The organism is Marseilla massiliensis, assembly GCF_016899955.1.
GTDB classification, from domain to species: Bacteria; Bacteroidota; Bacteroidia; order Bacteroidales; family Bacteroidaceae; genus Prevotella; species Prevotella intestinigallinarum.
Window position 1 is genome coordinate 54,390 of record NZ_JACJJL010000017.1, and the last position, 13,932, is coordinate 68,321.

Here is a 13,932-nt window from a genome sequence, read left to right on the forward strand (position 1 = left end):
TTATGGCATTGGTAAACGAACATTTCCTCAAGTTGCCGAACAACTACTTGTTCGCCGACATTTCCAAGAAGGTGAACGCCTTCAAGGTGCAGCACCCCACGGCAGGCGTCATCAGCCTGGGCATAGGCGACGTCACGCGGCCGCTGTGCCCGGCGGTGGTCGAGGCCATACACAAGGCTGCCGACGAGATGGGCACCGAGGGCGGCTTCCACGGCTATGGGCCCGAGCAGGGCTACGCCTTCCTGCGCGAGGCCATAGTGAAGAACGACTTCCTGCCGCGCGGCATACACCTCGACCCGTCGGAGATATTCGTCAACGACGGCGCAAAGAGCGACACGGGCAACATACAGGAGCTGGTGAGGTGGGACAACAGCATCGGCGTGACCGACCCCATCTATCCCGTATACATAGACTCTAACGTGATGATAGGGCGCGCGGGGGTGGTCAACGACGGCCGGTGGAGCAACGTGGTGTACATGCCGTGCACGGCCGGCAACGGCTTCGTGCCGCAGTTGCCCGACCGACGCGTGGACATCATCTACCTCTGTTACCCCAACAACCCCACGGGCACCGTGCTGTCGAAAGACGAGCTGCGCAAGTGGGTGAACTACGCCCTGCGCAACGATACGCTCATTTTCTTCGACGCGGCCTACGAGGCTTACATACAGAACCCCGACATACCGCACTCCATCTACGAGATAAAGGGCGCGCGTAAGGTGGCCATCGAGTTCCACAGCTACTCAAAGACAGCCGGCTTCACCGGCGTGCGCTGCGGCTACACCGTGGTGCCCAAGGAGGTGACCGCGGCCACGCTCGAGGGCGAGCGCATCTCGCTGCACAAGCTGTGGTACAGGCGCCAGTGCACCAAGTTCAACGGGGCGAGCTACATAAGCCAGCGCGCGGCCGAGGCAACATACACGCCCGAGGGACGCGAGCAGGTGCGACAGACCATTGGCTACTACATGGAGAACGCAAGGCTGATGCGCAATGCGCTCACGGCACTGGGCCTGAGGGTCTACGGGGGCGAGGACGCGCCTTACCTGTGGGTGCAGACACCCGACGGCGAGGGCAGCTGGCGGTTCTTCGAGCAGATGCTCTACAACGCCCACGTGGTGTGCACCCCCGGCGTGGGATTCGGCCCGAGCGGCGAGGGCTACGTGCGACTGACGGCCTTCGGCGACCGCGACAGCTGCCTCGAGGCGCTCGACCGGATAGGCCGGTGGCTCGGATAGCAAACCAACACAACACAAGATAGCCAACACTTAAAACGAGACGACAATGAGAAAGGCAAGAAAAATGGGCATCGCGGCGGTCATGCTTACCGCCGGGGCCGCAGTGGCGAGTGCGCAAGACAGAGTGGAAGCCTCGGCTTCGGCCGACTTCGTGAGCCAGTATGTGTGGCGTGGTCAAGACCTTGACGGCATCAGTGTGCAGCCATCTCTGGGCCTTTCGTGGCGCGGGCTTTCGCTAACGGCATGGGGAAACGTGGGCTTCGACTCGGGCGACACCAAGGAGCTCGACCTCACCCTGGGCTACAGCGTGGGCGGATTCAACGTGGGAGTGACCGACTACTGGTTCAACAGCGGGCCCGACGAGCGCTATTTCTACTATGGGGCACACTCCACTGCCCATGTCTTCGAGGCCAACGTGGGCTACGACTTCGGGCCCTTGGCACTGCAGTGGTACACAAACTTTGCCGGAAACGACTACAAGCCGGGCGACGACGGCAGCCAGAAACATGCTTATTCGTCGTATGTCGAACTGTCGGCCCCGTTCCGCCTCGGGGGCATGGAGTGGCTGGCCGCCGTGGGGGCGGTGCCCTATGAGGCATCGGCAATCTACGCCGACGTCGACGGGTTTGCCGTGACCAACGTGTCGCTGCGGACCACCAAGGAGGTGGCGGTGACGCCGCGGTTCACCGTGCCGCTCTTCGCGTCGGTCAGCGCCAACCCCGCCACGCAGAAGGCTTACTTAGCCTGCGGTTTCACGCTGCGCCCCTGACGTGAGGCAGGCAACTAACGTATAACACAAAAAACATAATATCTATGGACAACCTCAGATTCCAAGTAGTTGCAGAGGCTTTCAAGAAGAAGCCCCTGGAAGTGAAAGCACCGGCTGAACGGCCCTATGAGTACTTCGGGAAATATGTGTTCAACCGGGAGAAAATGTACAAGTACCTGCCCAAGGACGTCTACGAGAAACTGACAGACGTCATTGACAACGGGGCCAGGCTCGACCGCTCGATAGCCGACGCCGTGGCCGCAGGCATCAAGCAGTGGGCCACCGAGATGGGCGTGACGCACTATACGCACTGGTTCCAGCCGCTGACTGAAGGCACGGCCGAGAAGCACGACTCGTTCATCGAGCACGATTTCAAGGGTGGCATGGTCGAGGAGTTCTCGGGAAAGCTGCTCGTGCAGCAGGAGCCCGACGCCAGTTCGTTTCCCAGCGGGGGCATTCGCAACACCTTCGAGGCGCGGGGCTACTCTGCATGGGACCCCACGTCGCCAGTCTTCATCATGGACGACACGCTCTGCATACCCACCATCTTCATATCCTACACGGGCGAGGCGCTCGACTACAAGGCCCCGCTGCTGCGCACGCTGCATGCCGTTAGCGTGGCCGCCACCGACGTTTGCCACTACTTCTACCCCGACGTCAAGAAGGTGCAGAGCAACCTCGGGTGGGAGCAGGAATACTTCCTGGTAGACGAGGGCCTTTACTCGGCGCGCCCCGACCTGCTGCTTACGGGGCGGACGCTAATGGGCCACGACTCGGCAAAGAACCAACAGATGGACGACCACTATTTCGGCGCCATACCGGACCGCGTGCAGGCCTTCATGAAAGACCTCGAGATACAGGCGCTCGAGCTCGGAATACCGTGCAAGACGCGCCACAACGAGGTGGCACCCAACCAGTTTGAGGTGGCGCCGATATTCGAGGAGACCAACCTGGCCGTAGACCACAACATGCTGCTCATGTCGCTCATGAAGAAGGTGGCGCGCAAGCACGGCTTCCGCGTGCTGCTCCACGAGAAGCCGTTTGCCGGCATCAACGGCTCGGGCAAGCATAACAACTGGAGCCTCTCGACCGACACCGGGGTGCTGCTGCACGCTCCCGGCAAGACACCGGTAGACAACTTGCGCTTCGTGGTGTTCATCGTCGAGACGCTGATGGGCGTCTACCGCCACAACGGACTTATCAAGGCGAGCATCATGAGCGCGGGCAATGCCCACCGGCTCGGGGCCAACGAGGCGCCGCCGGCCATCATCTCGTCGTTCCTCGGCACGCAGCTCAGCGAACTGCTCGACCACATCGAGATGTCTGACAAGGACGACCTCTTCGCCATGGCAGGCAAGCAGGGCATGAAGCTCGACATTCCCGAGATACCCGAGCTGCTCATAGACAACACCGACCGCAACCGCACGAGCCCCTTTGCCTTTACCGGCAACCGCTTTGAGTTCCGCGCCGTGGGCTCCGAGGCCAACTGTGCCAGCGCCATGATTGCCCTGAACTCGGCCGTGGCCGAGGCGCTGACAGACTTCAAGAGGCGTGTCGACGCGCTCGTGGAGGGCGGCGAGGAGCTGACAAGGGCCATCGTCGACGTGCTCAGGGAGGACATCAGGGCGTGCAAGCCCATACGCTTCGACGGCAACGGATACTCGGAAGAGTGGGTTGAGGAGGCTCGCCGCCGGGGCCTCGACACCGAGGGCAGCTGCCCGGTGATATTCGACCGCTACCTCGACGGGTCGAGCGTGGAGATGTTCGAGAGGCTCGGGGTGATGACGAAAAAGGAGCTTGAGGCGCGCAACGAGGTGAAGTGGGAGACTTACACCAAGAAAATACAGATCGAGGCGCGCGTTATGGGCGACCTGTCGATGAACCACATCATACCCGTGGCCACCCACTACCAGAGCCAGTTGCTCAAGAACGTGGCCAACATGCGCAGCGTGTTCGACGCCGGGAAGGCCGACAGCCTGTCTGTGCGCAACGTGAAGCTCATAGAAGAGATAGCCGAGCGCACCCAGGTGATAGAGCGGGGAGTAGACGAACTCATCAATGCGCGCAAGGTGGCAAACAAGATTGAGGATGCCAGGGCTAAGGCAGTGGCCTACCACGACACCGTGGCGCCCAAGATGGAGGCCATACGCTACCAGATAGACAAGCTCGAGCTGCTTGTGGAAGACGACCTCTGGACGCTGCCAAAATACCGCGAACTGTTGTTCATCAGGTGACGTGGCCCGTGCGGGCCTGCGTTTCCTGCCGATGATAATGCTGGCGTGAGGCCTGCCGCGGCCTGTTTGCGGCGGCCTGCCGGATGTGCGCAAGCAATCTATTTCTTTTTTGGTTGTTTGAAGTTTGTGACGGGAGACCATAGTGATATGGCCTCCCGTTTTCTGTGTCAAACGGCAGCGGGCTCACCGCCGGCGTGGCGTTTCCTGTCGCGCATGATGGCGGCCATGTTGCTGTGTGCCCAGTCTACCAGTTCGTCGAGTATGGGCAGCAGCGAGCGTGCGCGCTCCGTCAGCCCGTATTCCACGCGCGGAGGCACCTCGGCATACACCTGCCTGACTACCAGCCCGTCTTCTTCGAGCGTGCGCAGCGTGGCTGTGAGCATCTTCTGGGATATGTCGGGCATGGCGCGGCGCAGCGTGTTGAATCGCAGCGTGCCCCTTTGGCTGAGTGTAAACAGCACCAGCATGGGCCACTTGCAGCTTATTCGGAACAGTACGTTGCGTATGGGGCAGTCGGGAAACAGTTCTTCCCTTACTCTTGTATGTTGCATTTCTTGACTCGTTTTGTTTGGGCTACAAAAGTAACCAATATTCCCCGATGCACCAAAGGTGCATAGTTAAATGAAGTTGAGAAGACAAATGCATTGGGAGTTAGAAGGAGTTAGGGGAAGTTAGCTCCCTGCGCTCGCTGGAGTTAGAAGACAAATGCATTGTGAAATGGGAGGTGTTGGAAATTAAATTTTGCCGCCTTTGTTGGCAGTGTGTAAGCCCGCTGCATCCAACGGGCTTTGGTATACCGTAAAAGCTCGCGTTGCTTGCTCTCAATGGCAAGGCTTTTTATTGCTGCATTCACGTAACATTCGTCCTCTACCTCTCCCTAACTCCATATACCTCCCAATGCATATGTCCTCTAACTCCAGCGAGCGCAGGGAGCTACCACCCCCTAACTCCATATACCTCCCAATGCATTTGTCTTCTAACTCCAGCGAGCGCAGGGAGCTACCTCTTCCTAACTCCCTCTACCTCCTTGATACATTAGTAATTAAAACTTGCCCGAGCCTGCTTCTACTCCCCATATCCGCCGAAGCCGGTTGCCTCGGTGTCGCTGCCGCCCATGGCGTTTTCGGACCGTTTTTTCTCGCCGTTCATGTTGCCGAAGTTCCATGTCAGGGTGACGTTGACGCGCGGGTCGCGCCAGTTTTCCTGGTATCTCTCGAAGCTGTCGTTGCCGGTGTGGTTTTTCCATCGGCGCGTTCCGAGCACGTCGCGCCAGTTTACCGACAGCGCCAGTGCCTTGTTTAGGAACGTCTTGCGCACGCCCAGGTCGAGGCTTGCGTTGGGTTCGCGGTAGCCTTGCGTTATCACCCGTCGTGAGTTGTAGCGCCCGGTGGCCTGTAGCGATATGTCGTAGGGCAGGATGACGCTGGCCAGCAGGCGTGCGTCCCACGAGAAATTCTCGTCGGCCTCGCCCGTGACGGTCTGGTTGTCTATGACATAGCTGAACCCGTCGAGCTTGTAGTAGTAGGCGTTGACGGTCGTGGTGAGGTCGAGGATGCGGAAGAGCTTGTTTTTGACAATGAGCTCAACGCCGGCGCTCTGGCTCTTCGCCACGTTCTCGTTGGTAGAGTATATCGTGTCGTTGTGGTTGTAGGTGACACGCTGTATCACGTCGGTCGTCGGCCTGTAGTAAGCGCTCACGCTCAGCGTGTGGTCTTGCCACGTCTTGAGGAAGTTGAGGGAGAACGAGTTGGTGTACTCCGGTGTCAGTTGTGGGTTGCCAAACGATATCATCGAGGCGTCGCGCGTGTTGCGGAAACTGTTGAGCTGCCCGCCCCAGGGTCGCCTGAGCCGTCGCGTGTAGTTGAGCTGCAGCTGCGCCGTCTCGTTGAAGTGGTAGCTCAGGAAGAGGCTCGGGAAGAGCTGGAAATAGTCTTTCTTGAACGGCGTGTCGCGCATCGAGGGGTCGTGTTCCTGCCAGTAGTCATAGCTTTCGGTGTTCACCCGCCAGTATTCGCCGCGCAGTCCGGCCATCACCCCCACCGGGCCGAGCTTGGTGGTTAGGGTGGCGTAGAGCGCGTGGACGTCGATGTCGTAGATGAATCGGTTGAAGTATTCGCGGTCTTCGGCCACGTTCTGGCCCGTCCAGCTGGTCTCGTCGATCCACGACTCCTGCGGCGAGTTCTCGCGCGAGAAGCGCCCGTCGTAGCCCGCTTCCACCTTGAGGTCTTCCGTCACCTGGTTTTCGTAGTCCACCTTTGCCTCCCACGAGCGGTTGTTCATGTGCATGGGGCGGTACTGGTAAGAGTATTCCGTGGGCTGCGAGCCGTCGTTCCACGTGGTGCTGTCCTGGTAGTAGTTGTCTTGGTCGCTCTTCCAGCGGTCGAACGACAGGTTGAAGTCAATCTTGTGCTTCTCGCCGAAGTTGTGCACATAGTCCAGTTCGGCGTGGTACATCCTCATGTCGCCGCTGCCGGAGTTGCGCCTGAACATTACATACGAGTCGGCCTGGGCCCCCAGCATGCCGTAGTGGTAGGGCGTGAGGCTGGTGTTGTCGTTGTCGCCGAGCATCGTCATGCCCGATATCGACAGCTCGTCGGCTGCCGTGGGGTGCCATGTCAGCCCCGCCCTTGCAAAGAGGTTGCCTCCCCTGTTCTCGCTGTCGGTCTCGTAGTTCTGGTATTGCCGGCTCTGCGTATATGTCTGCTCGCTCCTGGCCCCGCCCGTGCTCTTGCGCCTGCGGTAGCCTATGTTGGCAAAGGCGTCGAGCTTTCCGCTCGAGTAGTTGATGCTTCCGCTGGTGTTCCATCCGCCCCGCGTGTCGGCCCCGGCCCGCAGCGAGCCGTAGTAGCCGGCCTTGCGGTCGCGCTTGAGCACAATGTTGATGATGCCGGCCGAGCCCTCGGGGCTGTACTTGGCGCTCGGGTTGTCTATCACCTCCACCCGCTCTATGCTCTCGGCCGGTATCTGTTGCAGTATCTCGGCGCGGTTGTCGGTGGTCAGCCCGCTGGCCTTGCCGTTTATCCATACCTCGACGCTGGTGTTGCCGCGCAGCGAAATCTCGCCGTCGGTGTCAATCTCTACCGAAGGTATGTTCTCGAGCAGGTCGCTGGCCGAGCCACCCGCGGCTGCCAGCACCTGGTCGACGGTGAACGTCTTGCGGTCTACCTCGAGCTTCATCTGCGAGCGTTGGCCCGTCACCTGCACCTCCTTGAGCACCTGGCTGTCTTCGCCGAGGTAGATAAACGGGAAGTTCGACTGCCTGTGGCCGGCCGAGATGGTAAACTTGCGCGTGGCCGGCTTGTAGCCGATGTACGACGCCTCGAGCACGTAGTCGCCGTCGGCCAGGCCCGTTATGTTGAATGCCCCGCCGCCGTCGGTCACGCTTCCCTTCACCATCTTGCCCGTCTTGGCCTGGTTTACCTTGATGTTGACAAACTGCAACGCCTCGTTGCTCTGCCTGTCTATTATCTTTCCTTTCACCGAGCCTTGCGCGGCCGCTATCAGCGACGACATTGCCACAAGGCACAACATGATTATCCTGTACATAGTATTTATTAGACGCAGAATGCGGGGGGATAGTATGTGGGCGCTTATACACTTAAGTTTATTTAACCCTAATCGCCCTTCAGACCGCCGTCCGCGCGCTTTGTTTTCCTTCTCCCGGCTTCCCAAGCGCTTTTGTCCTGTTGCCGGCATCTTGCCGTCCGCTTTGCCTCGTCGTAGCCCGCTACGCCTTCGGCAAATGCGTCAGCCAATCTTCCTGCAACAAAACAAAATCTCTTTGGCCTCTGCAGAGCGATTAGGGTTAACCCGTAATCGCCCTTCAGACCGCCGTCCGTGCGCTTTGTTTTCCTTCTCCCGGCTTCCCAGGCGCTTGTTGGTCAGGCTTTTTTGCATGCCATTCTTTCGGCGTCTTGCTCAGGCATGCGCCCGATGCATGGCGGCGGCGGTAGGTAGTTGCGGCTTGTCTGGGCCGTTCGGCATTGCCGAACGGCCCGTATTGCAATGCCGGACGGCCCGTTTCAGATGGCAAAACGGGCCGTTTTGTAATTCGCTGAGGCTCAATGCGTCCGGCCGGCGCCGGCGCGTGGGCCTGTCAGACGCGCTGCTCGGTGTTGTTCATGCTGAGCATGCGCGGCGGCACGGCGGCCCTCACGTAGTCGGCCAGCAGGCTCCTCATGGCCTCGCGCACAAACGTGCGGGTGGTGAGCAGCACTATGCGGCGCGTGGGTATGGGCAGGGCGAAGGGCCTGACAAGGCGTCGCTGGGCCTCCGAGAGCTGGTCGAGGGCCAGCTCGGGGATGAAGGTGGTGCCGCGCCCGCCCTCGACCATGCGCATGAATGTCTCGATGCTGCCCAGCGAATAGACGTTCTTCGACGTCTGTCCGTCTTTCAGTCCGCAGAACTTCACTATCTGGTCGCGGAAGCAATGGCCCTCGTCGAGCAGCCAAAGGAAGCTGTCGGCAAGGTCGGCCGAGCGCACCGAGGCAGCCGCCGACAGGGCGTCGCCCTTGGCCACGTAGGCCACAAACTGCTCGAAGTAAAGCTCGGTCATGTCGAAGTGGTCGAGCCCGTCGACGTCGGCCACTATGGCGGCGTCTATCTCGCCCCTGGCCAGGGCCTGCTTTATGGCCTCTGTCTTCATCTCGGCCACGCGGATGTCGGTCTCGGGGTGGTCGGCCAGCAGCCGCGGGAAGAACCTCGGCAGCAGGTAGGGGGCTATGGTGGGCAGAATGCCCACCTTGAAGACCCCCCGCACCGACCGCTTGGCCTCGGCCACGATGTCTTTTATCTTGTTGGCGCGCACCAGCACGCGCCACGCCTGCTCAACCACCAGGCGCCCGGCCGGCGTCGGCGCCACGGGCTGGGCGGTGCGGTCGAAGATGCGCAGGCCCAGTTCGTCTTCCAGTTTCTGTATCATCGAGCTCAGCGTGGGCTGCGTCACGCCACATTGTTCGGCGGCCTTGGCGAAGTGGCGCAGGCGGTAGACGGCCACGATGTATTCCATTTGTTGCAGTGTCATGGTCTCTGTGGTTTGTTGGTTTGCGTACTGCAAACTTACTCATTCTGCGCGACAATCGTGTAACATCGGGCGTTTTTCGTCGGCAAATCATCATTTTTGGGTATTTATTTGTCTCAAGCAAACCTTGTTTCGGGCCTCCGGCGGCATCTACCGACCTGGAATACAGCGTGTTGTCTGCCGCCGATAGATGCCGTCTATCGGCCGATAGGCATTGTCTGTTTGCTTTGCGTGGCCATTGTGGCTATCTTTGCAGTGTCAAAAAGACAAAGCGACAACAATAGATAAACGTAACAACATACAATTAAAAACAAGACGACATGGAATCAATAATCAACGCACAGATGCCTGAGTTCAAGGTACAGGCATTCCAGAATGGAGAGTTCAAGACAGTGAGCAGCGAAGACCTGAAGGGCAAGTGGGCCCTGTTCTTCTTCTACCCGGCCGACTTCACCTTCGTTTGCCCCACCGAACTGGTGGACCTGGCCGAGAAATACGACCGCCTGAAGGAGATGGGCGTCGAGGTGTTCTCGGTGAGCACAGACACCCACTTCGTGCACAAGGCATGGCACGACGCCTCGGACAGCATAAAGAAAATAAAGTATGCGATGCTTGCCGACCCCACCGGCGTGCTCAGCCGCGGCTTCGGCGTGATGAAGGAAGACGAGGGAGTGGCCTACCGCGGAACGTTCCTGGTTAACCCCGATGGCCTGGTAAAGGTGGCCGAGGTGCAGGACAACAGCATCGGCCGCAACGCCGACGAGCTGCTGCGCAAGGTTGAGGCCGCCCAGTTTGTGGCCACCCACAGCGGCGAGGTTTGCCCAGCCAAGTGGAAGGCCGGCAGCGAGACGCTCAAGCCGAGCATCGACCTCGTGGGCAAGTTGTGATTTAATCGCCGCCAGCGGCCCCGCCCTCTGCGGCCGGGGCCGCCCGTGGCGGCGGCTTGCGCGGCGTGGCAGCCATGCCCCGCAGCCCTTGCGGCAGTCCCGGCCCTGCCTTTCGTGGCCGGAGTGCAGTTTGTTTTTATACCCAGACTGGTTGTTGGAGCCCTGCAGGCTCCATCCTGTTGCCCGGCCCGTCGGCCTGTGCCATTGCTCTGTGCGCCCCGTGCGGCGCCGCGGCGGGGCTGCAGCCAAGGTGCCGGCAATAGGGTGGCGGCGGCTTGGCTGCATGGCGTGAGTGCCGTGGCAGGCTTCGGCCGCATATCAACAGGTCTGGGCTTTGTTTCAACCATCGCCCCTTTGCCCCTGGTGCACAGCGTGCACCTCCCCTCGCGGGATGCCGGGACAGGGGCTTAATTATATGACATTATGCTTGACAGAGATATATTGGAGCAGGTGAAAACCCTGCTCGCAGGGCTCAAGTCGCACTATGTGCTCCGTGCGGTTTTGTCGCCCGGGCATGAGAAGGCGGGCGAGCTGGAGGGCTTCCTCACAGACTTCTGCTCGTGCTCGCCTATGCTCGAGCTGCAGACCGATGCCGCCGATGGCGGCAGGCTCGAGTTTGCCATAGTGAAAGACGGAGCCCCCACCGGCATCACCTTCCGCGGAATACCCGGCGGCCACGAGTTTACCTCGCTGCTGCTGGCGCTGCTCAACGCCGACGGGACAGGCAAGAACCTGCCCGACGGGGCTGTGGCGGCGCGCATACGGGCCCTGAAAGGCCCGGTGAGGCTGCGCACTTACATGTCGCTATCGTGCACCAACTGCCCCGACGTGGTGCAGGCCCTCAACGTTGTGACGCTGCTGGGCACCGACGTGGAGCACGAGATTGTTGACGGAGGGCTGTGGCAAGACGAGGTGGCGGCGCTCGGCATACAGGGCGTGCCGTCGGTCTTTGCCGACGGAGAGCTGCTGCATGTGGGCCGCGGCGACCTCGGGGTGCTGCTCGACGAGCTCGAGGCCAAGTACGGGTCGGAGGGCGCTGCCCAGGCCGAACCGGTTGAGCGGCGCTTCGACGTGGTGGTGGTCGGCGGAGGGCCGGCCGGTGCCTCGGCTGCCATATACTCGGCTCGCAAGGGCCTCAGCGTGGCCGTGGTGGCCGGCAGGATAGGCGGCCAGGTCAACGACACGGTGGGCATAGAGAACCTTATCTCGGTGCCGGCAACGACGGGAGCGTCGCTTGCCGCCGCGCTGCAGGAGCACATAGGGGCTTACCCCATCGAGGTGTTTGCCAACAGGAGCGTCGAGGGAGCCGACTTCAGCCAGCCGCTGAAGAGCGTCAAGGCCAAGGGCGGCGAGACGTTTGTGGCCCCTGCCGTGATCATTGCCACCGGGGCGTCGTGGCGCAGGCTCGGCGTCGAGGGCGAGTCGGAGTACATTGGGCGCGGCGTGGCGTTCTGCCCCCACTGCGACGGGCCTTTCTACAAGGGGCGCCACGTGGCCGTCATAGGCGGAGGCAACTCGGGCATAGAGGCCGCCATCGACCTTGCCGGCATCTGCAGCCGCGTCACAGTGCTTGAGTTTGCGGCCGAGCTGCGCGCCGACACCGTGCTGCAAGACAAGGCCCGCAGCCTTGGCAATGTTGAGATACTGACCTCGAGGCAGACGGTGCGAGTGGTTGGCGACGGCAAAAAGGTCACGGCCATCGATGTGCGCGACCTCAACACGGGCGAGGTGAGCACGCTGCCGCTCGACGGGGTGTTCGTACAGATAGGGCTTGTGCCGGCCTCCGGGCCTTTCGCCGGGCTTGTCGACATAAACCGCCGCGGCGAGATAGTGACCGACGGTGCCGGGCGCTCGTCGGTGCCGGGCGTGTATGCCGCAGGCGACGTGGCCGACGTGCCGTTCAAGCAGATAGTCATTGCCATGGGCGATGGCGCCACGGCGGCCCTGTCGGCGTTCGACGACCGCGTGCGCGGCGTGCTCGGCAGCTGACCGTCGCGGCCGTCGAGGGTTGCATGGCGTGACGCATGGCAGTGCGATATTGGCCGTTTCGGCCTGCTGTGCGGGCTGTCTTGCACTGTGAGGCCCCGTAGGCCGCAACCTGCCTGCTGCCAGCCTGCCGCAAGGCTTGGGCCAGGGTGCAGGGCGGCCACGGCGGCATGATGCTGTGGTTTTAGGGATGCCCGCTCCCGCCGCGGGCCCGGCCTGGGGCCGTTGGCGGGGCGGATGAAAAGCAAAGGGTGGTGCGCCGCATGGTCGCACCACCCTTTTTGCTTGCCACCGGCTGCCGTCAGCGGGCGCCCCTCAGCATGTTGTCTATCTTGGCGGCGGCGTCGCGCCCCGATGCCATGGCCCTGACCACGAGCGAGGCACCGCTCGCCGCGTCGCCGGCAAACACCACGTTGTCGGCCACCTTGGGCAGCTCGGGCTTAAGGAATCCCATGGCCAGCAGGGCCATGTCGGCCTTGATTACCTCGGGCTTGCCTGCCGGCACCATCAGCGGGCGGCCGCCTTCGGGGTTGGGCTTCCACTCAATCTCCTGCACCTTCACACCCGTCAGCCGGCCGTCCTTGCCAAGGAACTCCAGAGTGTTGACGTTCCAGCGCCGCGTGCAGCCCTCTTCGTGGCTCGAAGTGGTCTTCAGTGTGCGCGGGAAAGCGGGCCAGGGGTTCTGCGGGTCGTCGGGGCCTGCCGGCGGCATTGGCATGATTTCTATCTGTGTGACGCTGCGGCAGCCCTGACGGTGGGCCGTGCCTATGCAGTCGCTGCCGGTGTCGCCGCCGCCAATCACGAGCACATCCTTGCCCCGGGCGCTCACCGCCTGGTCTTTGTTGAACTCCATTCCGGCCAGCACTCGGTTTTGCTGGGCCAGCATGTCGAGCGCGAAATATACGCCGCGCAGTTCGCGCCCCGGCACCTTGAGGTCGCGGGCGGTAGGCGTGCCGGTGGCTATCACGTAGGCGTCGAAGCCGTCGGGCAGCTTGTTGACGTCTATCTCAACCCCGCACCTGAACTCAACGCCCTCGCCGTGCATCACCTCCAGCCGCCTGTCTATTATGGCCTTGTTGAGCTTGAAGTTGGGAATGCCGTAGCGCAGCAGCCCGCCGGCGGCCTCGTTGCGGTCGAACACGGTGACAGAGTAGCCCGCCAGGTTGAGCCTGTTGGCCGCCACCAGCCCTGCCGGGCCTGCCCCCACCACGCACACCCGCCGTCCGTTGCGCTCGGGATGCTCTGTTCGCACATAGTTTTCGTGGAAAGCCATCTCCGTGATGGCCGCCTCGTCCTCGCGGTTGGTGGTAGGCTCGTGTTCCACGAGGTTGAGCACACACGCCTTTTCGCACAGCGCGGGGCACACGCGGCCCGTAAACTCGGGGAAGTCGTTGGTCGAGTTGAGCAGTCGGTAGGCCAGTTCGTAGTCGCCCCTGCACAGCGCGTCGTTCCACTCGGGCGGCTTGTTGCCCAGCGGACAGGCCCAGTGGCAGAACGGCACGCCGCAGTCCATGCAGCGGCTTGCCTGCGTGCGTCGGTCGTTGGCGTTGAGAGTCTGCTCCACTTCGCCGAAGTCGTGTATTCGGTCGTGTATCGGTCGGTAACCGGCTTCCTGCCGGTGTATGGTTAGGAATGCTTTTGGGTTGCCCATGTTCTTGTTTGGTTATGAGCCCCTCGCTGCCACTCCACGCCGTGGGGGCGGCCCTGTTTGCGGCCGTTGCAGGTCGGGGCGTTGTTTGTTTTTTATGTTGATGGTTGTTGCGGGGCGCCCTTTCGCCACCCTGCAGTGCTGGGGTGGCGGCGG

Annotated in this window: 9 protein-coding genes; 5 read left to right on the top strand and 4 right to left on the bottom strand. The window is 61.6% G+C overall.

All coding sequences use genetic code 11. The features are described from left to right. Window positions 1–2 precede the first annotated feature (2 nt). The 3 genes from H6B30_RS10605 to H6B30_RS10615 are packed head-to-tail and all read left to right on the top strand — an operon-like array spanning window position 3 to window position 4,235. On the top strand, window positions 3–1,232 hold the full coding sequence (locus H6B30_RS10605) for an LL-diaminopimelate aminotransferase (RefSeq protein WP_205110411.1): 1,230 nt from the start codon (window positions 3–5) through the stop codon (window positions 1,230–1,232). A gap of 46 nt (window positions 1,233–1,278) precedes the next feature. Next, window positions 1,279–2,001 carry a TorF family putative porin gene (locus H6B30_RS10610; RefSeq protein WP_205110413.1) on the top strand — a complete coding sequence of 241 codons (723 nt, stop codon included), beginning with the start codon at window positions 1,279–1,281 and terminating at the stop codon, window positions 1,999–2,001. A 44-nt stretch (window positions 2,002–2,045) separates the two neighbouring features. Further along, entirely contained in the window at window positions 2,046–4,235 is a 2,190-nt protein-coding gene (locus H6B30_RS10615) for a glutamine synthetase III family protein (protein ID WP_205110415.1), read from the top strand. Window positions 4,236–4,402: 167 nt separating this feature from the next. Here the strand turns inward: H6B30_RS10615 and H6B30_RS10620 are convergent, their stop codons facing one another. From H6B30_RS10620 to H6B30_RS10630, 3 genes are all read right to left on the bottom strand, one after another. After that, entirely contained in the window at window positions 4,403–4,786 is a 384-nt protein-coding gene (locus H6B30_RS10620; RefSeq protein WP_205110417.1) for a winged helix-turn-helix transcriptional regulator, read from the bottom strand. Between the two features lie 514 nt (window positions 4,787–5,300). Further along, window positions 5,301–7,781, bottom strand: coding sequence for a TonB-dependent receptor (locus H6B30_RS10625; RefSeq protein WP_205110419.1), 2,481 nt, complete (start codon window positions 7,779–7,781; stop codon window positions 5,301–5,303). Window positions 7,782–8,331: 550 nt separating this feature from the next. Further along, complete coding sequence (locus tag H6B30_RS10630; protein ID WP_205110421.1) at window positions 8,332–9,258, bottom strand: hydrogen peroxide-inducible genes activator; 927 nt, start codon at window positions 9,256–9,258, stop codon at window positions 8,332–8,334. Window positions 9,259–9,575: 317 nt separating this feature from the next. On the opposite strand from H6B30_RS10630, the gene ahpC reads away from it, so the two are divergent. Then, a complete protein-coding gene (gene ahpC, locus H6B30_RS10635) occupies window positions 9,576–10,142 on the top strand; it encodes an alkyl hydroperoxide reductase subunit C (protein ID WP_205110423.1) in 567 nt (188 codons plus the stop codon). Between the two features lie 423 nt (window positions 10,143–10,565). Continuing rightward, window positions 10,566–12,131, top strand: coding sequence for an alkyl hydroperoxide reductase subunit F (gene ahpF / locus H6B30_RS10640; protein WP_205110425.1), 1,566 nt, complete (start codon window positions 10,566–10,568; stop codon window positions 12,129–12,131). A gap of 298 nt (window positions 12,132–12,429) precedes the next feature. Here ahpF and H6B30_RS10645 read toward each other — a convergent pair whose 3' ends face one another. Next, the gene (locus H6B30_RS10645; protein WP_205110427.1) at window positions 12,430–13,779 is read right to left on the bottom strand and encodes a glutamate synthase subunit beta; all 1,350 of its coding nucleotides are present in this window, start codon (window positions 13,777–13,779) and stop codon (window positions 12,430–12,432) included. Window positions 13,780–13,932: the final 153 nt, after the last annotated feature.

Coding starts and splice junctions, on each gene's coding strand:
- H6B30_RS10605 (WP_205110411.1), top strand. CDS start 3: ATGGCATTGGTAAACGAACATTTCCTCAAGTTGCCGAACAACTACTTG.
- H6B30_RS10610 (WP_205110413.1), top strand. CDS start 1,279: ATGAGAAAGGCAAGAAAAATGGGCATCGCGGCGGTCATGCTTACCGCC.
- H6B30_RS10615 (WP_205110415.1), top strand. CDS start 2,046: ATGGACAACCTCAGATTCCAAGTAGTTGCAGAGGCTTTCAAGAAGAAG.
- H6B30_RS10620 (WP_205110417.1), bottom strand. CDS start 4,786: ATGCAACATACAAGAGTAAGGGAAGAACTGTTTCCCGACTGCCCCATA.
- H6B30_RS10625 (WP_205110419.1), bottom strand. CDS start 7,781: ATGTACAGGATAATCATGTTGTGCCTTGTGGCAATGTCGTCGCTGATA.
- H6B30_RS10630 (WP_205110421.1), bottom strand. CDS start 9,258: ATGACACTGCAACAAATGGAATACATCGTGGCCGTCTACCGCCTGCGC.
- ahpC (WP_205110423.1), top strand. CDS start 9,576: ATGGAATCAATAATCAACGCACAGATGCCTGAGTTCAAGGTACAGGCA.
- ahpF (WP_205110425.1), top strand. CDS start 10,566: ATGCTTGACAGAGATATATTGGAGCAGGTGAAAACCCTGCTCGCAGGG.
- H6B30_RS10645 (WP_205110427.1), bottom strand. CDS start 13,779: ATGGGCAACCCAAAAGCATTCCTAACCATACACCGGCAGGAAGCCGGT.